The 19251-nt window shown below is 50.9% G+C and carries 20 protein-coding genes; 6 read left to right on the forward strand and 14 right to left on the reverse strand.

The genetic code is table 11. From position 1 onward, the window contains the following. Positions 1 to 55 precede the first annotated feature (55 nt). From IEY46_RS18375 to yyaC, 5 genes are all read right to left on the reverse strand, one after another. Positions 56 to 1714: a histidine kinase N-terminal 7TM domain-containing diguanylate cyclase gene (locus IEY46_RS18375; RefSeq protein WP_229750397.1), complete on the reverse strand. Its 1659-nt coding sequence runs from the start codon at positions 1712 to 1714 to the stop codon at positions 56 to 58. A 132-nt stretch (positions 1715 to 1846) separates the two neighbouring features. Beyond that, entirely contained in the window at positions 1847 to 3028 is a 1182-nt protein-coding gene (locus IEY46_RS18380) for a class I SAM-dependent methyltransferase (RefSeq protein ID WP_188993387.1), read from the reverse strand. A 6-nt stretch (positions 3029 to 3034) separates the two neighbouring features. Continuing rightward, positions 3035 to 3700, reverse strand: a complete 666-nt coding sequence (locus tag IEY46_RS18385; protein ID WP_188993389.1) for a DUF6483 family protein — start codon at positions 3698 to 3700, stop codon at positions 3035 to 3037. Positions 3701 to 3728: 28 nt separating this feature from the next. Next, the gene (locus IEY46_RS18390) at positions 3729 to 4571 is read right to left on the reverse strand and encodes an alpha/beta fold hydrolase (protein WP_188993391.1); all 843 of its coding nucleotides are present in this window, start codon (positions 4569 to 4571) and stop codon (positions 3729 to 3731) included. Next, positions 4568 to 5167: a spore protease YyaC gene (gene yyaC, locus IEY46_RS18395; protein WP_229750354.1), complete on the reverse strand. Its 600-nt coding sequence runs from the start codon at positions 5165 to 5167 to the stop codon at positions 4568 to 4570. The genes IEY46_RS18390 and yyaC overlap by 4 nt, the downstream gene beginning before the upstream one ends. Before the next feature lie 262 nt (positions 5168 to 5429). On the opposite strand from yyaC, the gene IEY46_RS18400 reads away from it, so the two are divergent. After that, positions 5430 to 5657 (forward strand): DUF1128 domain-containing protein, encoded by a 228-nt coding sequence (locus tag IEY46_RS18400; RefSeq protein ID WP_188993393.1) that lies wholly within the window; start codon positions 5430 to 5432, stop codon positions 5655 to 5657. A gap of 110 nt (positions 5658 to 5767) precedes the next feature. Here the strand turns inward: IEY46_RS18400 and IEY46_RS18405 are convergent, their stop codons facing one another. The 4 genes from IEY46_RS18405 to IEY46_RS18420 form a co-directional block, all read right to left on the reverse strand. Further along, positions 5768 to 6241 (reverse strand): hypothetical protein, encoded by a 474-nt coding sequence (locus tag IEY46_RS18405; protein ID WP_188993395.1) that lies wholly within the window; start codon positions 6239 to 6241, stop codon positions 5768 to 5770. A 198-nt stretch (positions 6242 to 6439) separates the two neighbouring features. Further along, the gene (locus tag IEY46_RS18410; protein WP_188993397.1) at positions 6440 to 8035 is read right to left on the reverse strand and encodes a UDP-glucose--hexose-1-phosphate uridylyltransferase; all 1596 of its coding nucleotides are present in this window, start codon (positions 8033 to 8035) and stop codon (positions 6440 to 6442) included. 192 nt (positions 8036 to 8227) lie between these two features. Continuing rightward, positions 8228 to 9214 (reverse strand): UDP-glucose 4-epimerase GalE, encoded by a 987-nt coding sequence (galE, locus tag IEY46_RS18415; RefSeq protein ID WP_188993399.1) that lies wholly within the window; start codon positions 9212 to 9214, stop codon positions 8228 to 8230. 92 nt (positions 9215 to 9306) lie between these two features. Continuing rightward, the gene (locus IEY46_RS18420) at positions 9307 to 10479 is read right to left on the reverse strand and encodes a galactokinase (protein ID WP_188993401.1); all 1173 of its coding nucleotides are present in this window, start codon (positions 10477 to 10479) and stop codon (positions 9307 to 9309) included. A 267-nt stretch (positions 10480 to 10746) separates the two neighbouring features. On the opposite strand from IEY46_RS18420, the gene IEY46_RS18425 reads away from it, so the two are divergent. After that, entirely contained in the window at positions 10747 to 11607 is an 861-nt protein-coding gene (locus tag IEY46_RS18425) for an AraC family transcriptional regulator (protein ID WP_188993403.1), read from the forward strand. 39 nt (positions 11608 to 11646) lie between these two features. On the opposite strand, the gene IEY46_RS18430 is transcribed toward IEY46_RS18425, so the two are convergent. From IEY46_RS18430 to IEY46_RS18445, 4 genes are all read right to left on the reverse strand, one after another. Further along, positions 11647 to 12732, reverse strand: coding sequence for an AI-2E family transporter (locus IEY46_RS18430; protein ID WP_188993405.1), 1086 nt, complete (start codon positions 12730 to 12732; stop codon positions 11647 to 11649). A 141-nt stretch (positions 12733 to 12873) separates the two neighbouring features. Next, positions 12874 to 13269 carry a YflT domain-containing protein gene (locus IEY46_RS18435; protein WP_188993407.1) on the reverse strand — a complete coding sequence of 132 codons (396 nt, stop codon included), beginning with the start codon at positions 13267 to 13269 and terminating at the stop codon, positions 12874 to 12876. A gap of 137 nt (positions 13270 to 13406) precedes the next feature. Next, entirely contained in the window at positions 13407 to 13568 is a 162-nt protein-coding gene (locus IEY46_RS18440; protein ID WP_188993409.1) for a DUF1328 domain-containing protein, read from the reverse strand. A gap of 171 nt (positions 13569 to 13739) precedes the next feature. After that, entirely contained in the window at positions 13740 to 14786 is a 1047-nt protein-coding gene (locus IEY46_RS18445; RefSeq protein WP_188993411.1) for an asparaginase, read from the reverse strand. 227 nt (positions 14787 to 15013) lie between these two features. On the opposite strand from IEY46_RS18445, the gene IEY46_RS18450 reads away from it, so the two are divergent. The 3 genes from IEY46_RS18450 to IEY46_RS18460 all read left to right on the forward strand — a co-directional run bounded on the left by IEY46_RS18450 (position 15014) and on the right by IEY46_RS18460 (position 17003). Beyond that, a complete protein-coding gene (locus IEY46_RS18450; RefSeq protein ID WP_188993412.1) occupies positions 15014 to 15472 on the forward strand; it encodes a YtxH domain-containing protein in 459 nt (152 codons plus the stop codon). Beyond that, positions 15411 to 15650, forward strand: coding sequence for a hypothetical protein (locus tag IEY46_RS18455; RefSeq protein ID WP_188993414.1), 240 nt, complete (start codon positions 15411 to 15413; stop codon positions 15648 to 15650). Before IEY46_RS18450 ends, IEY46_RS18455 begins: the two co-directional genes overlap by 62 nt. Positions 15651 to 15773: 123 nt before the next feature. Next, positions 15774 to 17003 (forward strand): NAD(P)/FAD-dependent oxidoreductase, encoded by a 1230-nt coding sequence (locus IEY46_RS18460; protein WP_188993416.1) that lies wholly within the window; start codon positions 15774 to 15776, stop codon positions 17001 to 17003. Positions 17004 to 17103: 100 nt separating this feature from the next. On the opposite strand, the gene cls is transcribed toward IEY46_RS18460, so the two are convergent. After that, a complete protein-coding gene (gene cls, locus IEY46_RS18465; protein WP_188993418.1) occupies positions 17104 to 18531 on the reverse strand; it encodes a cardiolipin synthase in 1428 nt (475 codons plus the stop codon). Positions 18532 to 18762: 231 nt separating this feature from the next. Between cls and IEY46_RS18470 the strand changes: the two genes are divergently transcribed. Further along, positions 18763 to 19197, forward strand: coding sequence for a bactofilin family protein (locus IEY46_RS18470; protein WP_188993420.1), 435 nt, complete (start codon positions 18763 to 18765; stop codon positions 19195 to 19197). Positions 19198 to 19251: the final 54 nt, after the last annotated feature.

The raw sequence follows: 19251 nt of genomic DNA on the forward strand, positions 1-19251 counted from the left end.
CCGCTCCCCATTATTCCAGCTTATTCCCTGTTTCTTTGCCCATGCACCGACCCGATTATTGAACAACCGCTAACTGGTTGCGGCCATTCTCCTTTGCCTCATAGAGCGCCTTATCGACCTTGACAAACATCTCATGCACATAAGACTCCCCGTCCTCAAGACAAGAAGACGGCTGCGGATCTACGGCAAGCACACCCATGCTGATGGTTACGGAAACCAGGGCATGGCCTTTTCCCGTTTCAATCTCGTTATGCTCGACTGCCGACCGTATGCGGTGTGCCAGCTCCTCCGCCTCTTCCTTTGTTGTTCGTGGCAGATAAATGGTGAATTCCTCGCCGCCGTACCGGGCAAACATATCTTCAGGTCTCAGCATGTTGCGTACGACGTCTGAGGTATTCTTGATGACTTCGTCGCCAACCAAATGGCCGTATGTATCATTAACCGTTTTGAACAAATCAATATCAAATAGAAACAGCGCAAACGGGATTTGATCGCGCCTGTTCATAACCACCTCATGCTCCAGATGCTGCATCAGATATCTCCGGTTATAACAGCCCGTCAAACTATCCGTTATGGCCATCAGCTCCAGCTTCAGGTTCGCCTGATACAGCTCATCTTGCATCATGAGCAACGCGCGGCTTCTCGTTTGCAGCGCTTCGTTCTGACGATTCGATTCCTCGACAAGCCTTGTTAACTCCGTGAGGTCCTGAACTGTAATAACTCTTCCCACAATTTGCTGGTTCACGACAACCGGCGCGACATGCATCGAAAGATAAACCATCCTGCCGGCTTCCGCCACCCGAATTTCCGTATGAATCCGCTCTCCGGGATGCAGGCGGTACATCTCCAGAAACGTATCGAAATTGCCGGAGTCCTCTACGCTTTGAAGCAGTTTGACCATGTCGAGCCTCACGCCGACGGTCAGCTCGAACATGGAGTCGACAACGCTGTTCTTCTCGATCACGACATTCTGCTCATCCATTACAATAACACCCACTGAGAGCGTGTCGGCTACATCCTGTTGAGCGATATTCACAAGATCGAACATTCCATGCTTCTGAATCGAGAAAACAAAATAGATGTCTGCAATGACGATGCCAAGCGACGTCAAACCGGGGACAACGGGCAACCATCTCGCAAGCACGACATTAATCAACAGGTCAAGCAAAGTGAAGCATACAAACACTCCGATACCCGTCAAAGCATTGCCGATCTGCGCGCGATCCGATGGCGGCACATCCGTTTGGTATGCGCGAGCCAGCAGTTTCATGGAGTACAAAAAGTAAGCAATCAGCATGACGGCCATCAACCAGAATATCAATCCATATTGCCGGTATTCATAACGTCCCTGGACAGCGGACATGAACCCCTCATTTGGATTCCAGATTATTCCGGCCACCACAATAACAGACGGCACCAGCAGCAGCAAAAAATCGCGCGGCGACAGCATTAATTTGTGATTCGTCAAATATTTGGTGAATAGCAGCCATCCAAAACAAAGCATGGATAAGCCGACAAACGAAATATTGATGCATATTTGCTGTAGCTGAGGGTTGTCTGTCATGTGGACTGCGACCTGGCCAAGCGGCCAAATCATCATGGAGAAGTGGAAAAACAGATAGACTTTATGTAGTTGTGTTATAACGTTGGTTGCGATTACATACACAAATAGAATAAAAAGCAAAAGAAAGGAAACAAAATCCAGCCATGTCATCAGTCCCAATTTTATTCACCCAATCATAAGATTATTATGAAAAATGGCCTGGGACCTGCCATGCTCTCCCATTCTACCATAATCTATATTTATTCGACAATAAACAAGTGGCTTCGAACAGGAGAGTGCTGGTTATAGGTCCATTTGCTTGCGTATCCGGGGCAGCAGCCTGTTTTCCAGATATGGCGAAAGCTGCAGGGCATTGCGGAACACCTCATACTCCCGCCACTTTTTAGCCGAGTCAGCCTTGTGGCTTTGGACGGCGCGGATCAGCATGTTTTTGGGCGTATGCTCCGGGTCGATAAATTCCAGCAGCTGTACCTTGTATCCCAGAACCTCCAGCAGCTGCGCCCGGACAGCATCGGTCGCAAGCGCCGAGAACCGCTCCTTCAGAAGACCATGAGCAAGCAGCGGGGCGAGCGCTTCGTTATGCACCTGTTTGAACAGCTCATGCTGGCAGCAAGGAACGGACAGAATAACCGAGGCGCCCCAATCCACAGCTTTTACAAGCGCCGCATCTGTAGCCGTATCGCAGGCATGCAGAGTGACCACCATGTCCACCGCCGTTTGTTCATTATAATCGGCAATATCTCCAACCTGAAAGTGAAGCCGTTCATACCCGAGTCTGCTTGCAAGATCGGAGCAGAAGGCAATAACATCCTCCTTCAAATCCAGTCCGACAATGGAAATCCGGCGCTGCTGCGTAATCGCGAGCAGATGATACAAGGCAAAGGTCAAATAGGATTTCCCGCAGCCGAAATCAACGATTTTAAGCTCTCTTCCTTCCGGCAATGAAGGCAAAACGTCATTCACCATCTCCAAAAACCGGTTGATTTGGCGAAATTTATCCTGCTTCCGGGCGACAACCTGACCTTCCTTGGTCATAATGCCAAGCTCCACAAGGAAAGGCGCCGCTTCCCCTTCACGTACGATGCGCTGCTTATTCCGGTTATGGTTCATTCTATCCTGACTGGCTTTGGCTGTCGGCGGCTTAACCAGCTTTGACGCTTTCCCTTTCTTGTTGAACAGCAGTTGAACGTCCGCATCGGCCGTTTTGAACAAGGCTTGCCGGTAATGCTGCTCCAGCCACGCTCCCATCCGCCTGGATGCTTCGGCCCCTGGCACATTGTCATGGGTGACTTTGGTCGGGAAATGATATTCAAACTGATAATAAAGACCGTCCTTCAATTCGACCGGACGTATGGTTGTTTTCTGCGGAACGGAATCGTCCTTGCGGCGCAGTTGGCTGAATGTTGCCTGAAGCAGCTCTCCGCTTTCTATCCAATCGTTCAAATCATCCTGCCAATTATCCATGACTGCCTACTCAGCTCCTAAACCAACTTCTCGATTAATGATCGATCTTTGTCCATCCAGCACTTCTTCGCGCGGCAAACCTCCCGATTCCAGCAGATCATCCGGAAGCAGAAGCAGCCTCTGATAGAACGATAGAGCTTCCTCCTGCGAAAGAGCGCCATCCTCCAGCAGTTCATACAGGATATTCTCCGCCTGATCGTATCGATGATCCGCATCATGCCATTCAAATATCAGCCATTTTGTTTCTTCCGGCAATTCATAGGCATCAAGCTTTCCGAGCAGCTCCAGCGCTTCATCTGAAGGTTTGCGCGGCATCGGTGGCGAATCCAGCAGGGCAAGGTGCAGAAACAGCTTTAGCGCCTTAAGCCTTACCGGATAGCTTCTTTCCCCCAGTTCCTGCTCGTCATAGATTTCCGCTTCCTCTTTCATCAGCAAAGCGATCGCATGCAGATTTGCGGTCTCCACTACTCCATTTGTCGTCATGATACGAAGCAGATCAGACTCTGACATGGAGCGGATAAGCTTGCCGTTAAGGCGAAAACGCTTGTCAAGCATATCGTTGATAATGAGCAGCGCTTCCTCGGGCTTGCCTTCTCTGCGCAGTCCTGCCACCTGCCGCACAACCTCCGTCATCTGTTCAATCATCCGCATGAAATAATCCCGTTGAAACATCGTGAGGCCCTCTCCTTCCGGCTATGCCTTAAAGCGTTGCAATAAAACGGACAAATGCCGATATCCGGTCCCCCATCAAAACAGGCTGCTCTATCATCCCCATATGTCCAGTATCCTGAAGGATGACCCGGGAAACATTCGGCCCATCGGCAGTAAAGGTGTTCTCCACTGGAATCACACCATCCTCCGAGCCCGCTATCAACAGGCGGGGAATCTTCATTCTGTCCAGAAGGTGCCGATTGTCTTCGCGCACCTTCATGCCCTTTGCAGTGGCTGCCGCACCTTCCGCGGAGGCAGCCGCTCCTACCTCTATCATCTGTTCTATGCTCTCCGCCATGATTTCCCGGTGCCCGGGAGCAAAAAGTTTGGGGACAAGTCCCTCCGCAAAAGCCCGAATGCCTTCGGTTTGGATCGCGTTCACGGCTTTATCGCGGTTCACTCTGGCCTCTTCCCCGTCAGCCAGAGCTGAAGAATGGACAAGGCTGAAGGACAGCAGCATATCGGGGTAATCCTTTGCAAAAGCCAGCGAGATGTAGCCGCCGAGAGAATGACCGAACAAGCAAATTTGATTCACCCCAAGCTCCTGCAGCAGGTCATGCAGGTCTTTGGCAAAAGCCTTCATCGTATATATATCTTCGGCTGGAGCCGAGCTTCTTCCATGCCCCCGAAGGTCGGGAACGATAATCCGGCCTAGTCCGGCAAGTTTCGGGAGGACCGGTTCCCAATAGGCAGAGCTGCCGCAGTATCCGTGGAGCAGCACAATAGCCGCATCCGCCGGCAGAAGGGTGCCGGCTTCGCCGGTATCATAATAAGCAAGCCGCAGTTCTCCGGGTAAATCAGCCGAGCGGTTGGCAAGTGACAGAGTTGTCATGATATCGCATCCTTTCCATCGAATCTAGACTGACCGGCGACTTCTGCCGGGAATTGATTCCAGGCTTCGCGGATCGTTTCCGCAATTTCACGCGCCATTCCCATAACCTGGAACAGGGAAGCCTGCTGCAGTGACCGGTAAGGTTTAACGCTCATTGGCCCGACAATGCAGCCCAGGCTGTAATGCCCGACAGGGGTCAGCCTTAGTCCGGCAGCCCTGCCAGGCAGAAGTGGTCCGTGCGCGACCAAATATCGGGAAGGGGAATTTACCCCTCCCAAACAAGCGTCAATGGCAATCACAGTTCTGCCGGAAGGGATTCCCGCGACAGCCTCCTCGTAATGATTGGCGTCACAGGGGCGCTCAAGCGTGCCGATAACCGAAGGCCATCCTTGCTCCTGCAGCAGCGTGCCTACCCAGGGACCGAGGGAATCCCCGGTCGACCGGTCCGTTCCGATGCAGACAAAAACAAGATCGCTGCGAAGCGGATGCCGCATGGCTATTCCCTTAAAAAATTCAGCCGCTCCCGAGATATCGACCTTGTCTCTGCGGGGCTGTTCTTCTTTCAAAGTCTTACGTAATTTAGCACGCTTGACCAAGGAAGTAACACCTTACCTTTCCTGCTTCACATGCGGTATATAAATGTCGGAAGAGTGTATCCGGGCTGGGCAATAATCGAAGGTAATCCTGTGAAAATCGCCGCAGATCCGCAAGTTCCCGCTTGAAGCGGTCGTTTTGCAGATGCTTGCCTTCTAATTGTACCTAAATCCGGCTGAAGCATCAAACTTACCCGCTGGCGGACGCTCCCGTCTCATGATACAATACGTACAGCCATTATGGTCTTCCGGGAGGAGAGTAGCAATGAGAAACTTGAATGATCCTACGCAGGATAATGTAGAATACATGATAGAAGCGGTAAAAACCAAGCTGCGGATGGCATCCGGGGCTGCTATGCAGGCATCGCATTTCAAGATGGAGCAATATGAGGATATCAAAGACATTTACGATGTGGTGGCGAGCAAAGAGAAGTTTAGTATCAGTGAAGTCGAGGCGCTTGTTTCGGAGCTGGGACGGCTGCGCAGTAAATAAAAATATAACACAAACCATAAATCTACAATTATCGACATATTTTACCAAAAAATAAACCAAAGCCAATTCCTGGCTCTGGTTTATTTTTTGTTGTCCGTTTCGGCTGATCTTCACATTCTGTTCAGCGCTTCCACGCCTGTTTCCTCAGACTCTTTAGGTGATTTCAATGCCGCTTTAATCGATAAGCTGACCGTAATTTCCTTGTTCTCGCCCTTTAAAAAATGAGCCAGCCGCTCCAGCTTGTCGGCAAGCTCAGGACCGTTCAATGTTACATTAAGCTCATAGCCGAACTGATCCGCAGGCGCCGATTTGTCGATCACCGTATACACGGGAGGGGCGTACATATCGGATTGGTTATGCGAATTCATCAACTGCTCCGGTGAAAATTTATCCGATTTGTTGACAACCCTTTCATAGATACGCAGCTTCTTGAGCAGCATGTAATATTGAGCGGAATGCTTGAAGCCCCACGCATCCCGAATATCCTTGAGATTGTAGTCCAGCTTCCACTGCTTTAGTTTCTCTACCTGCTCATCCGTTGTCAAAGCCAGAAAGTCATCCAGCGGCATGATGGATAAAGGCATGAAAATGTCCCCCTTGTTCAGATAAATGACCCACTAAATATAATTTCGCTATTACTATTTAATTTCCCTTTATTAATTATAAAAAAATACCATATATCTTTGCAACAAAAATAATCAACCATGCTCCGGGCGAAATAACGCAATAAATAACCCGCGAGGGACGCTTGCGCGTTCCTCGCGGGTTATAGCTGCGATGAATTAAGTTTGCCTGCCTTGCCCGGCAGCTTCCAGCCCGAGAGACAACAGGAATTTATCAAATGACCGCTGTCCCTCTTCTGAGCGTTTGAACACGCCGGAGTCATTCAGCACTTCCTTGAACTTGCGGCCGACCTCGCTCTGCAAAAGTTCAACCGCCTCATCCGTGGTCCATTTGCTGCCATGCGCAGCAAGCAGTTCCTCGATCCACATGCTGTGTTTGCCGAGCGGGCCCCCTTCAATTGCTGATTTATCGTAGGCGGCAGCTCCTGTGAGCAGCGCTGCGATGTCTTCAAGCTCCGATTTGAGCCTTCCCGGCAAGATCGCAAGCCCCATGACCTCGATCAGGCCGATATTTTCCTTCTTGATATGATGCAGCTCCTGATGGGGATGGAAAATGCCGTCAGGGTGCATCTGGCTGGTTCTGTTATTGCGCAGCACCAGATCCAGCTCGTACATCCCGTTATCCCGAAGCCTGGCAATCGGGGTGATGGTATTATGCGGAACCTGCTCGTCGTTCACGTCCGAAAAAGCAAACACCTCCGCTTGCGGGTCGCTGTATGCTCTCCAGGCATCCAGAATTTTGCCGGCTGCCTCCAGCACTTCCCCTTTATGCCCTCCATTGATTCGGATCACCGACATCGGCCAGACTACGATCCCAAAGCTCAGTCCTTTCACCGATGGGTCCGTAAAGCATCTCTCCACTTCTGCCTGCGCCATGGGGAAAACATGCCTGCCCGCCTGGAAATGGTCATGATTGAGTATCGAACCCCCGACAATCGGCAAATCGGCGTTGGAGCCGATGAAATAATGGGGGAAGGCATCGACAAAATCAAGCAGTCTCGCAAAAGTCTCATGTGTGATCCGCATCGGTACATGCCTGCTGTTAAACACGATGCTATGCTCATTGTAGTAGACATAGGGAGAATATTGAAAATACCATTCCTCGCCCTTCAGCTCCAGCGGGACAACACGCAAATTTTGCCGGGCGGGATGGTCGGCACGCCCCGCATAGCCGATATTCTCGGCGCATAGCAGGCATTTGGGATAATTGCTGGGTCCCATCGTCCGCAGCAGGGCAATTTCCCTGGGATCCTTCTCGGGCTTTGAGAGGTTGACCGTAATCTCAAGCTCGCCGAATTCCGTTGCATGCTTCCAATACTGATTTTTGCGGATGCGATCCATACGGATATAGTTGGAATCGATACTCAGCCGGTAGAAAGCATCGGTAGCGCTGATTATGCCTTCGCTTACCGCTTGGCGGTCGAATCGCGCAGCCGCCTCCGCAGGTCTTGGCATCAGCAGCCCCATGATCCGCGCGTCGAGAAGATCGCGGAAGGTCGTCGTATTATCGGCGATCAGTCCAATCGAAGCCCCGTAGCTTAGCAGCGGCTCAAGCAATCCGATCGCGCTTTCCAGCCTTTCTTCCGGCACCTCGCCATCATAGGCTTCGGTGAAACCGAACAAATCCAGCAGCGCATTGCGCGAATACAGAACGTCCAGAGGCTCGGTCAGGCCGCGCTGCCCAGCGAATTGGACCAAACGTTCAATAAGAAGAAGCGCTTCGCCGTCATTCGGCAATTGATGATATTCAGTCATAATGAATGCTCCTTTGGACTCGTTATTCGTATTTCAAGAAGAAACGGCTGCGCCGTCCTCTGGGGGCAAAGAGTGAAACTTATAAATTCTATAAGGTTGAATAAAGCACGCCGTGAAAGGCGTGCTTCATTCGTCATTTTGAGCAGGAGACAAGCTATGCCGCCGCCGGATGACGAAAGCCGTTTCGTCATGTTAATCGTTATATCCGCCTGGGTTGGCCTGATGCCAGGCCCATGCACTTCCGATTATATCTTCAAGCTTGCTCCGTGAAGGATTCCAGCCAAGCTCCTTGCGGGCGCGGGCGGAGGAAGCGACAAGCACCGCCGGATCACCTGCACGGCGCGCTTCAACTACAGCGTGAATCTCCTTGCCGGTTACCTGTCTTGCAGCATCGATTACCTGTTTCACCGAGAAGCCTGTGCCGTTGCCCAGGTTGTATACGGCGCTTTCACCGCCCTGACGAAGCTTCTCCACCGCCAACACATGAGCATCCGCAAGATCGCTGACATGGATATAGTCCCTTACGCAGGTGCCATCCTCCGTAGCGTAATCTTCCCCGAATACGGAAATATGGGGACGCTGGCCCAATGCCACCTGAAGCACAACCGGAATCAGATGGGTTTCGGGGTCATGATCCTCGCCGATTTGGCCTCCGGCATGGGCGCCCGCAGCATTAAAGTAGCGAAGCGAGATGAACTTGATATCATGCGCAGTATCGAACCACTTCATCATTTTCTCCATGGCAAGCTTGGTTTCGCCGTAAGCATTGGTAGGAAAGGTGCGGTCATGCTCATCGATCGGCACGTTTTCCGGTTCACCGTACGTAGCCGCTGTCGATGAAAATACAATTTTTTTCACGCCGTACTGATTCATTTTTTCGAGCAGGCACAAGGTGCCGTATACATTATTATGATAATACTTGCCCGGATCCTTCATACTTTCGCCGACAAGCGAATTAGCGGCAAAATGAATGACCGCATCGATTGTATTTTCTTTAAAAACCGTATCCATAAAATCGGCATCGCGCAAATCGCCGATATACAGCTTGCCGCCGAGCAGGGAAGCTTTATGCCCCTGCTGCAAATTGTCTGCAATTACGATCTGCTCGCCGCGCTCCTGCAGCGCAGCTACCGCATGGGAGCCGATATAACCCGCTCCGCCTGTAACTAATACCGCCATAATAGAGTCCTCCTTAAATAAGTTGCGATGACACATGAACCCGCTGTCCGAGTTGTTGGTTTGCCCGTCAGCCCAAGAGGCTTGCTGCCAAATCAGCTCAATTGCTCTACGCCATTCCCGATCTTGCATACATAGAAATCCGCATCCAGTCCCGTTGCTTCCTTATACCGTCGTCCCACTTCCGTTTTGAACGTCTCGATGCTGTCTTCATGTACGAGAGAAACGGTACACCCGCCGAAGCCGGCGCCGGTCATACGCGAGCCCAGTACGCCGGGTATATCCCGGGCTGCTTCCACCATGGAATCGAGCTCCATGCCTGTCACTTCGTACAAGTCCCGCAGCGAGTCGTGCGACTGGTTCATCAGCTGGCCGAAAGCAGCAAGATCATGATCCTTGAGAACGTCTATGGAACGGATAACGCGGTCGATCTCCTCCACCACATGCTGGGCGCGGCGGCGTACGGTTTCATCCTTAATCAGATGCTTGCTGCTGTTGAAGTCCTGAAGCGAAAGTTGACCCAGAAGCGTAAGCTCCGGAAATGCCTCCCTCAGATCCTCCACCGCCTGCTCGCACTGGCTGCGGCGCTCATTATATTTGGAATCCACCAGTCCCCGGCGTTTGTTCGTATTGCCGATCACCAGCTGGTAGCTTCCGGATTCAAAGGGAACCAAATCGTATTCAAGCGTGTCGCACATCAGCAAAATCGCGTGATCCTTCTTCCCGTTGGCAACGGCAAACTGGTCCATGATCCCGCATTGGACGCCATTGAATTCGTTCTCCGATCTTTGCGCCATCAGGGCGATCGCTACCGTATCCGTTTCGTAACCAGCCATGGCAAGCAGCGCATAGGCTGTCACTACTTCAATCGATGCCGATGAGGACAAGCCGGAGCCATTTGGAATCTCTCCGTGAAAGAGCAGGTCAAATCCCGTATCGAAGGTCTTCCCCCGCTGCTGGAGTTCATTGACGATGCCCTTGGGGTAGTTCATCCAGTCGTCCGCCTCCGCATAAACGATCGGCTCGATCGGCAGATGCTTGTGGTCTGTGAAATTCGTAGAAGCCAGTCCCAGCAATCTGTCGCTGCGCCTGCGGATCAGCAGCGTCGTGCCAAAGGTCAGCGCCGCCGGAAAAACATAACCACCATTATAGTCGGTATGCTCGCCAATCAGATTAACCCGTCCCGGCGCATGAAACACGTGAATGCTTTCCGCCGACTCCTGATATAATTGCAGAAACCGTTGTGTCAGTTCGTGGAGATCCGCCATTATCGCACCACTTTCCTTTTTTGGTTTGTTGGAACAGCTGTATAGGAACAGTATAACGGAATGCACAGGCGAACAAAATGGCTTGATGTGAATTAAGCATGGATAAATGTGACATTGTCGAATCCATCGCTAGTCACGCGACTAAGAGATGTGTAGAATAATCTTCCCGCCATTGGGGGATTCCTGATAGGTAACGTCGAATTAATCATCACTGCGCAAATCTTATAACCAGAACCAATAGTTGGAATAATCGGGAGGATGTCAAAGATGGCAAGACCCGTCAGCTACACAGTAGTTTCCAATCCGGTACCGAGCGAGCATGGCGAGCTTTATGTGCTTTTTGCCGGTGAAAGCCAGACCAGATCTGCCCATCGAATCGGGCCGAAGGTATACAGCTTCTATCTGATGCATCATGTATTGTCAGGATCGGGGACCTTTCATTGCGCCGGCGGGGAATATGAATTAAAACAGGGACAATCCTTCCTGATTCCGCCGGAGCAGCTTGTCAGCTATGTGGCAAACGAACAGGATCCATGGCGGTACAGATGGATTGCTTTCAATGGACGGCAGGCGCCGGAAATGGCTGAATGGGCCGGCCTGTCCGCAGCCCGGCCTGTAATTGATACAGGTTCAAACAGGCGCATCGGCGTATTGTTCCGCAGCATGGAGCGGACCTTCCGCCAAGGAGGATCGGCGGCCCATTTGCGGGCCATCGGATATTTGAATCTGCTGTTTGGGGAATTCAGCTCCGCTGCCGATCAGCTTTATCACAGGCAAACGGGAGCTGCCGCATATGAAAGTGAATCCATCCCTCAGCAGTTGATCCGGTATCTCTCCGCTCAATATGCCGAACCCGTTTCCATTGAGCGGATGGCAGAAACGATGGGCTACAATCGCGCTTATCTGTCCCGGGTGTTCAAGCGTCATACCGGCATGACACCCGTTACTTTTCTGCTCAAACTGCGTCTGGATAAAGCTCGCCAGCTGCTAAGAGAGCGCCAGGAACTGACTACCCAGCAAATTGCCGCATCGGTCGGACTCCAGGACCCGCTATATTTCTCCAAACAATTCCGCCGTTACTACGGACTGTCGCCCAGTGCGTACCGCGAGGAGATGCGCGGGATTTAACAGTGGGCTCCTCTTTCGCGGCGATGATGAAGGAGGGCATTACTCTACCAGCTCCTCCACTTTCTCCGCAAAAAACAGGCGGTATACGCGCACGACGATAATTTTAACGACCATATAAAGCGGGATAGCCAGAATAGCTCCCAATATGCCTGAGATCTCTACCGCGACGAGCAGAATAACAATAGTCGTTAACGGATGCATATCCAGCTTTTTTCCATATATATGGGGAGACAGCAGGTTGCCTTCGACCTGCTGTGCGATTAGTACGACAATCAGGACCCAGATCACCATCATCGGCGAGTCGGTCAGGGCGACCATTACGCAGGGGACAAGTCCCAATATCGGTCCGATATACGGAATAATGTTAAGAATGGTGGCGATAATCGCAATCAGCAGTGAATAGGGCAGGTCGATAATCAGGAAGCCGATATACATCATCACACCAAGCAGGAATGTGATGATCATCCTGCCGACAATGAATCCGCTCAATGCGGAATCGATTTCATCCAGAACTTCCTTGCCGTCACGGCTGTAACGCCCCGGTATCAAATGAAGAACGGATCTGGGTATCGCTTCGCTTTCCTTAAGCATGTAATACAGAATTATGGGGGCCGTCGCGACCACAACCACAAAATTAGTAATAAACGCGATGATGTCGGTCACATATTTGGATGCACTTGCAATCGTCTGATTCAAATAGTCGGAAATTCTGGTGGACATATCGGGTTGGCTATTGGAGCTGACCAACGAAACGAGCCGGTTTCTCTGCCAACTGGACAATTGCTCCTTTAAACCCTCGATAAGCTTTGGCGCGTTCTCCACAAAGGTATTGATCTGAAGGACCAGTGTCGGCCAGACTACAACCCATAAGAGGGCAAGCACGGCAGTGAGCGCCAAATACACAAGGAGAATCGCCAGAATCTTATTCATTCGGCGATCCGTCAGGAAATGAACGACGGGCCGCAGCAGATAATAGAAAAAACCGGCCAGCATAAAGGGTACGATCAGAATATTGATCATTTTAATCAAGGGTATAAAGATGAAGCTGTCTACCGCTATCAAGTAGATAATGATCAACAGCGCAATCGTTCCCATACAAAATCGAAAAAACCGGCTTTGCAGCATACGGCCCCTTCCTTTCGCTTCGTTATGTATAACCATCTATCAAACTCTGCCATTACAATTTATAGGGATCAAAAAGTAGACCGTTCTTCTTGCGAACGGTCTACCTTGGTGTGTGTATCGCCATCTATTATGCGGTTAGTGTCAGATCAGGAGAGGCGGGAAATAGACGATATTGGGATCGTAGTCATGATCGTCATATTGATTTCCGCCCCATGCGATAACGACAATCCGGTCCTTGTCCATTTCCCCTTCCAGCCGTTCCGCTTCTTCCTTGCTGACCCCCATTGAGCGGAGCTTGGCTCTAAGCTCAGAACCGCGCGAGCGGAAGATGTTGGCGATTGTCGTATTCAAGCCTTCCTCGGATACGCCGATTTCTTCGGCATCGGTAGATTCCGCGATCCGTTTGTTGCGGTCCTTGTCATGAGTCAGGACGAAGAGATGGTCCTTATCGTAACCAAGCGATTTGTAGCGTTCCAATTGCTCCCGCGCCTGTGGGATAGTATCAACGGTGTGAACATTAGTTACTTGAATCTCCATTATTACTTCCTCCCTGCTTTAACTCTTTTGGGGATGTCCTGAAATTTAGAAAACTCACAAACATAAAAGATTCGCGAGTTTTCTAAAAGTAGGACCTATGAATTTGCGGACTGGCGAAGACTTGCATTAGGCCTCGCCTAAGCTCTTCTTCTTCCGAAGATTAGAGATACAACAAACAAAATGAGGAATACGACGAAAAGTACTTTTGCAATACTAGCGGCAGCCGCTGCCAGTGTGAAAAATCCGAGTATTCCTGCAACAACAGCAATTACGAAGCATAGAACAGCCCATCCTAACATTGACGCTCACCCTTTCAATTCTATATTTGGAATCGTTATTCCGTCTTCCTATCATGCTTATAAACCAATCGCTTTAAACATGAAACTTGGCAATATATAGATTCTTATGGCATGCAGCAGGGTAAAGAGCGCCTTTTCCAGACGCTTATCCGGATACCTTTTCATGCTCCTTTAATGAAACTTCAGTCTCAGACTCGGCTCGCGGCGTCCTGTCAGCTGCCCCGCACTATTGTAAATTTCCGCCGAAAAATAGTTGTTTATCCGCTCCATTACATCCGCTCCGGCATGAAGTTGCTCCAGAACCGCAGCCGAACACCCCGGCCATGCAGACTCTCCTCCGTCCGCTAGCTTAAGCGCCACAGCGATCCCTTCTTTGCGCAAGGCAAATACAAATACGCCCTGAGCTCCGCTCTTGGCAATCACATTATCGTCGGCAAGCATAACGCTGGCCAGCCGTCCATATCCTTCAACCAGGTCGGGCGCGTTGTTCATCGCGGCGGTAATTCTGGCCGCCGCTGCTTTCGTTGCCGAGTCCACGCCTTCCGGGGACGGGGACGATAACCGCGCATACATGAAGGCAAGCCGCCACAGCGGCAAGGCGAATACGGGCAAGCCGCAGCCATCAACTGCGAGACCGATAGAATCGAGCGGCAGGCCGGCATACGAAGCGACCGTTGCCAGCAGCTCCTGCTGCAGCGGGTGTCCGGGATCCGTATATGAATCCGGCGGCCAGCCTTTCAGCTTGCACAGGGCAAGCATGGCGATATGTTTGCCGGCGCATACGTGAAACAGCTTTCTCGGCTTCACCCCGATGTGAAGCCCTTCTTCACGGTTTTGCGGATCGGCCGGCATCGTTTCAGCAAACACCAGGTCATTCTCATCGACCCCCGTAAGCTCCAGCATCCTTTCCAAAACGAAGAGATGTCTTGGCGTACCGCGGTGTGAGGCGGTCATAAGGGCTATTGCTTCATCCGGCAAACCGTATTTTTCCACGATGCCGCCAAGAACGGATGGGATCGCCTGAAAGGGCTTCGCAGTCGATCGGATTATGGTTCCGATCCCGGGATCGCCTGCGTGGGCTATTATTTTTCCTTCGCTGGAGACAACGGCAACATGTCCGCTGTGCACATTTTCCACCCAGTCCCCGCGTGTGGTGACTTCAAGAGGTTCGCCAAGCACCTCAATTGCTCGCTGCTCGATATTCTGATTACTGGTCATTTTTAGCACCATCCCATACAGTTCCATCATGATTGATACGAAAGTCAAAGCCTCTAGTTGCTCTTATAATTACCAGCCTTCTCCATAAGTTTCCTTATTGCCAATAAACTATTCATCGGTAAGACAATCGTTTCAAATGACAACGAGGTGTTTATTAGTAGACAAGAAGATGAATGGTGTGACACACACCTCAATACATTTATGGAAAATAAGGAGTTGACTGAACAATGGAAACGACGAATACAAAACAAACAGGTGGCAGCTTGGTTAAAGGAATCCTGATCGGCGGTGCTGTAGGTGCAGCAGCTGCTGTGTTATTAACGCCTAAAACAGGAAAAGATATGCGTGAAACGATCCGCCGTAAGTCATCCGAACTTTCTACCGCTACCCGCGATCATGCGGTGAATATTGCCGGTGTAACCCGCGATACCGCCCTAAGTCTTGCCGGAGCGGCACGAGACCGGGCAACGTCTCTTGCGGAACAAGCAAAAGAAAAAGCGAGCAATGTTACGGTTAAAGTCAATGAGATGGGCCAAGCAGCAGCCGAAAAAGTGGCTACAACCGCTGAATCGACAGCCAACGTGTTTCAATCCATGAAAAAAGAAGAAGAAGGAGCGAAACCTAATGGAACGTCAACCGGTTCAAACGGATCAAACGGCGCAGCCCAAAATCGGAGCCAGCCCTGACTTGCCGACTTCCGCAGGGCAAGCTGGACGGAAATCCGAACCTATCGAAAACGCCCATAACGGGTCGATGGTGCAGGATGAACAGGATATGAAGCGTCTGGGCAACGACATGAAAGGGATGAAGACGAATAGCCAGCTTGAAGAAGAGGGCCTCGTGCCTGATCCCATTCAGGAATAAAAAAAGGAGGGGCTACCCATAGGGGCAGCCCCTCCTTTTTTTGCCGGATAAAAATCGCTCTGCTTGTGTTTTGTACGAGTGACAAATTGGAACAGGGGCATAATAATTCCAGGAGGAATGCTGATGAAAGACCTGCATAATGGCCGACTTTATTGGCCCGAGACCTTGGAAGACCCACACATTTATCCGTCTTTAACGTCGAATAAGGCGACCACCGTCGCCATCATCGGGGGCGGAATGTCAGGTTGTATTTGCGGTTATGTGCTGGCCCAAAGCGGGATCGACGTCTGTATCGTCGAGCGCGGAGATATTGCCGGGGGCAGCACATCTGCCAATACCGGCTTATTGCAGTTCAGCAATGACATTATGCTCTCGGAGCTTATCGAGCAAATCGGCGAGCAGGACGCTTTGCTTTTCTACCGCGCTTGCCGTGATGCTGTTGTCCAAATTGGAGAAATTGCCGCCAGATTGGAAATAGACGTTGCGTTTATCCCCCGCAGCAGCCTTTATTATGCCAGCACCGAGCAGGACATACCCAAACTGCAAAAAGAATATGAGGCCTTGCGGTCCAACGGTTTTGACGTGGAATATTGGGATGCCGACGAGATCGGTGCCCGCTATCCGTTCCGTAAACCTGCGGCAATTATTACCCGCGGGGATGCGGAAATTAACCCTTACCGTTTTGTTCGGGCGATTACAGCGGCCGCTGCGGAGCAAGGTGCTGCGATTTATGAGCATACCGATGTGGTGACCCATGTGACAACCGAAAAAGGTAAACAGCATATTACCACCTCCACTGGCCATGTTCTGGAAGCGGAGCATGTGATTTATGCCATTGGTTATGAGCCAGAGGAGCTGCGCGGGCAGCTGGTCAAAGCAAACATGAATCGTACATACGCCATAGCCACTGAACCCCAGCACGATCTGTCACCCTGGAAAGAGAACATGATGATCTGGGAAACGGCCCGTCCTTATTTCTATATGCGGACAACCCCGGACGGAAGAGTTCTCGCCGGCGGACAGGATGAGGAGCTATCCGAGCCAGTACACAGTGAAAGTGAACGGCGCAAGCGCACTGACAAGCTGCATCACCGGATCAAGGAGCATTTCCCTATGTTTACCGGGAAGCTTGAATATGACTGGACGGCCGTTTTTGGGGAATCGCGGGATAATTTGCCCTTTATCGGTGAGGACCCTAAATGGCCGAATGTGTACTATTGCCTGGTTTATGGCGGCAACGGCACGGTTTACAGCATAATCGCCTCCCAACTGCTGCGCAATCTCATATGCGGTGAGGATCATCCCATTCGCCATATTTTGCGATTGGACCGCCCTTCGCTCCAGAACGTCTGATAGAGGACATATGTGGCAAAAGCGCCCGTCCCCATCCGCCAACATGAGAAGGCCTTTTCCACAAGCCGAATGAGCTTGAAGGATAAGGCCTTCATGTGTTTTAGAGCAGCGGGGACAACATGCGGGCGACCACCTCGGCACTTTTCTGCCATCTTGGACGCTGCTGGAATGCAGAGAGATGGAGCTCTTCACTATCCTCCATATCCTTTTTGTAATCATCATCCAGAACTTTTAAAGTCCTTTCATCAAAGAAAAGTCCATTCAATTCGAAATTGCTGAAAAAGCTTCGCATATCCAGGTTGGCCGATCCCACGGATGCGATCAAATCATCCACGATCAACACTTTGGCATGGATGAAACCTTTCTTATACCGGTAAATCCGCACACCCGCCGCCAGCATTTCAGCCACATAGGAAAGAGACGCATACAGCACAAGCTTGGAATCACTCACATCCGGAATAATAATCCGTACGTCCAGACCGCTCAGGGCAGCTGTCCGCAGCCCCATCAAAACGCTGTTGTCGGGAATAAAATAAGGAGTCGTGATATAAATGCGCGTCTTGGCTACTGATATAGCTGAAAATACACATTCCAGAATGGCATCCTCGCTGCTGTTTGGACCACTGGAGACAATTTGCACCTGCTCGTTCCCTTTGCAATTATGCTCAGGCAAATACTCCGGTCCGGTCAGACGCTGCTTGGTGGTAAACCACCAATCGCGCATAAACACATCCTGCAGAAAATATACCGCATCTCCTTCGACTTTCATATGCGTGTCCCGCCAGAATCCGAGCTTGGGGTTGCCCCCCAAATATTCATCTCCAATATTAATTCCGCCGAAGAATCCGGCAAGTCCGTCCACCACGACGATTTTCCGGTGGTTGCGATAGTTCATTCTTTTCTCAAAGAAGGCCAGCCGCGGCGTAAGAAAACAGTGGGTCTCCACCCCTGCCTCGTTCAGTTCCCTTATATATTGCCCTCCAAGCTCCAGACTGCCGACCCCATCGTAAATGAGCCTGACTTCCACACCCTGTTTCGCTTTGCGAATCAGAGCCTCCTTCAGACGGCGGCCGATCTTGTCATCGCGGATCGTATAAAATTCAACATGAATGTGGTGTCTGGCTTTCTCGATCGACCCCAGAATCGCCCGATATGCAGCAAGTGCGTTGGTCAAAACTACTGTTTCATTGCAGCCGGTGATCGGTGACAACGTCATGCTCTGCAGCAAGCCGAAAAACCTCTCCTGCGTGTTGAACTGCTTATTGTTCATATCCCCGGGACGGTGCACGATTCTGCAGCGCATCAGAGCTTGCAGCCTCATCTCCTCGGCTACCACGCTTCTTTTGCGCACTGTGCGCCGCCGCTGGAATTCTCTGGCCAGAAAATAATACATGACGAAGCCGATGATAGGGAAAATAAATAAAATCAACAACCAGGCAACCGTCTTGGACGGCTGGCGAAATTCTACTATAAGAATGGTCGCAATTTGGAAAATGAAAATAAGCAGTGCGATGATGATCCAAAACATAAACTTCCCCCTGATTTTCTGCTATGAGTACCTATAGTTTTCGCCTGCCCTGCTAGCAGTATACGTGCTTTGTTGGTATGTTTTAACGCTTCCAGGAATAAATAAGCTGTAGGAACATTTTGAAGAGCAGCATGCCTACTACTATTTACAACGGATTGGTGCACAGCGAAACCATAAAAACTATCAGTTCCTTTCAAGAGTGGCGCAAGAAACAAAGAAGGAGGGATCACGATGTTCAAGGATAATAAAAGATCGATCCAAGCCGAGACGCTAATCGGACAAGGGACCTCAATGGAAGGAACAATGATCAGCGAGGCAAGCATTCGCATCGAAGGTGAATACCGCGGGGACATCGAATGTAAAGCCAATGTCATTATCGGAGAATGCGGCGTAGCCAGATCCAATATTTCGGCTAAAGAGATTGTCGTTGCCGGGAAAGTCATTGGAGATGTCGCAACTTCCGGCCGCTTGACGATTACCTCTTCCGGCTCCGTACAAGGCAGCATACAAGCATGTGGACTTCACATCCAAGATGGCGGGATGTTCAGCGGAGCCTGCCATATGGAGCAGCAGCAGCGCCAAGCAGCAGCGAAATCGGCTCCTCCGGATGACAAGGGCCAGAAGGCTAAGGATTCGTCCAAAGATAAGACGCGCCAGGCCGGCTGAATCCCATTCTTTATACGCATGGACAGAAGCCCCGCTGCCAGTAACGGACAGCGG

Origin of the sequence: Paenibacillus nasutitermitis (assembly GCF_014641075.1) — a bacterium.
Classification (GTDB): domain Bacteria; phylum Bacillota; class Bacilli; order Paenibacillales; family Paenibacillaceae; genus Paenibacillus_Z; species Paenibacillus_Z nasutitermitis.

Excerpts from the sequence above, each read along its gene's own strand:
- IEY46_RS18385 (WP_188993389.1), bottom strand. The coding sequence starts at position 3,700 with ATGTTTCAACGGGATTATTTCATGCGGATGATTGAACAGATGACGGAG.
- IEY46_RS18445 (WP_188993411.1), bottom strand. The coding sequence starts at position 14,786 with ATGACCAGTAATCAGAATATCGAGCAGCGAGCAATTGAGGTGCTTGGC.
- IEY46_RS18460 (WP_188993416.1), top strand. The coding sequence starts at position 15,774 with ATGAAAGACCTGCATAATGGCCGACTTTATTGGCCCGAGACCTTGGAA.
- IEY46_RS18410 (WP_188993397.1), bottom strand. The coding sequence starts at position 8,035 with ATGACTGAATATCATCAATTGCCGAATGACGGCGAAGCGCTTCTTCTT.
- IEY46_RS18440 (WP_188993409.1), bottom strand. The coding sequence starts at position 13,568 with ATGTTAGGATGGGCTGTTCTATGCTTCGTAATTGCTGTTGTTGCAGGA.
- IEY46_RS18420 (WP_188993401.1), bottom strand. The coding sequence starts at position 10,479 with ATGGCGGATCTCCACGAACTGACACAACGGTTTCTGCAATTATATCAG.
- galE (WP_188993399.1), bottom strand. The coding sequence starts at position 9,214 with ATGGCGGTATTAGTTACAGGCGGAGCGGGTTATATCGGCTCCCATGCG.
- IEY46_RS18455 (WP_188993414.1), top strand. The coding sequence starts at position 15,411 with ATGGAACGTCAACCGGTTCAAACGGATCAAACGGCGCAGCCCAAAATC.
- IEY46_RS18435 (WP_188993407.1), bottom strand. The coding sequence starts at position 13,269 with ATGGAGATTCAAGTAACTAATGTTCACACCGTTGATACTATCCCACAG.
- cls (WP_188993418.1), bottom strand. The coding sequence starts at position 18,531 with ATGTTTTGGATCATCATCGCACTGCTTATTTTCATTTTCCAAATTGCG.
- IEY46_RS18450 (WP_188993412.1), top strand. The coding sequence starts at position 15,014 with ATGGAAACGACGAATACAAAACAAACAGGTGGCAGCTTGGTTAAAGGA.
- IEY46_RS18470 (WP_188993420.1), top strand. The coding sequence starts at position 18,763 with ATGTTCAAGGATAATAAAAGATCGATCCAAGCCGAGACGCTAATCGGA.
- IEY46_RS18400 (WP_188993393.1), top strand. The coding sequence starts at position 5,430 with ATGAGAAACTTGAATGATCCTACGCAGGATAATGTAGAATACATGATA.
- IEY46_RS18405 (WP_188993395.1), bottom strand. The coding sequence starts at position 6,241 with ATGCCTTTATCCATCATGCCGCTGGATGACTTTCTGGCTTTGACAACG.
- IEY46_RS18390 (WP_188993391.1), bottom strand. The coding sequence starts at position 4,571 with ATGACAACTCTGTCACTTGCCAACCGCTCGGCTGATTTACCCGGAGAA.
- IEY46_RS18380 (WP_188993387.1), bottom strand. The coding sequence starts at position 3,028 with ATGGATAATTGGCAGGATGATTTGAACGATTGGATAGAAAGCGGAGAG.
- IEY46_RS18430 (WP_188993405.1), bottom strand. The coding sequence starts at position 12,732 with ATGCTGCAAAGCCGGTTTTTTCGATTTTGTATGGGAACGATTGCGCTG.
- IEY46_RS18425 (WP_188993403.1), top strand. The coding sequence starts at position 10,747 with ATGGCAAGACCCGTCAGCTACACAGTAGTTTCCAATCCGGTACCGAGC.
- IEY46_RS18375 (WP_229750397.1), bottom strand. The coding sequence starts at position 1,714 with ATGACATGGCTGGATTTTGTTTCCTTTCTTTTGCTTTTTATTCTATTT.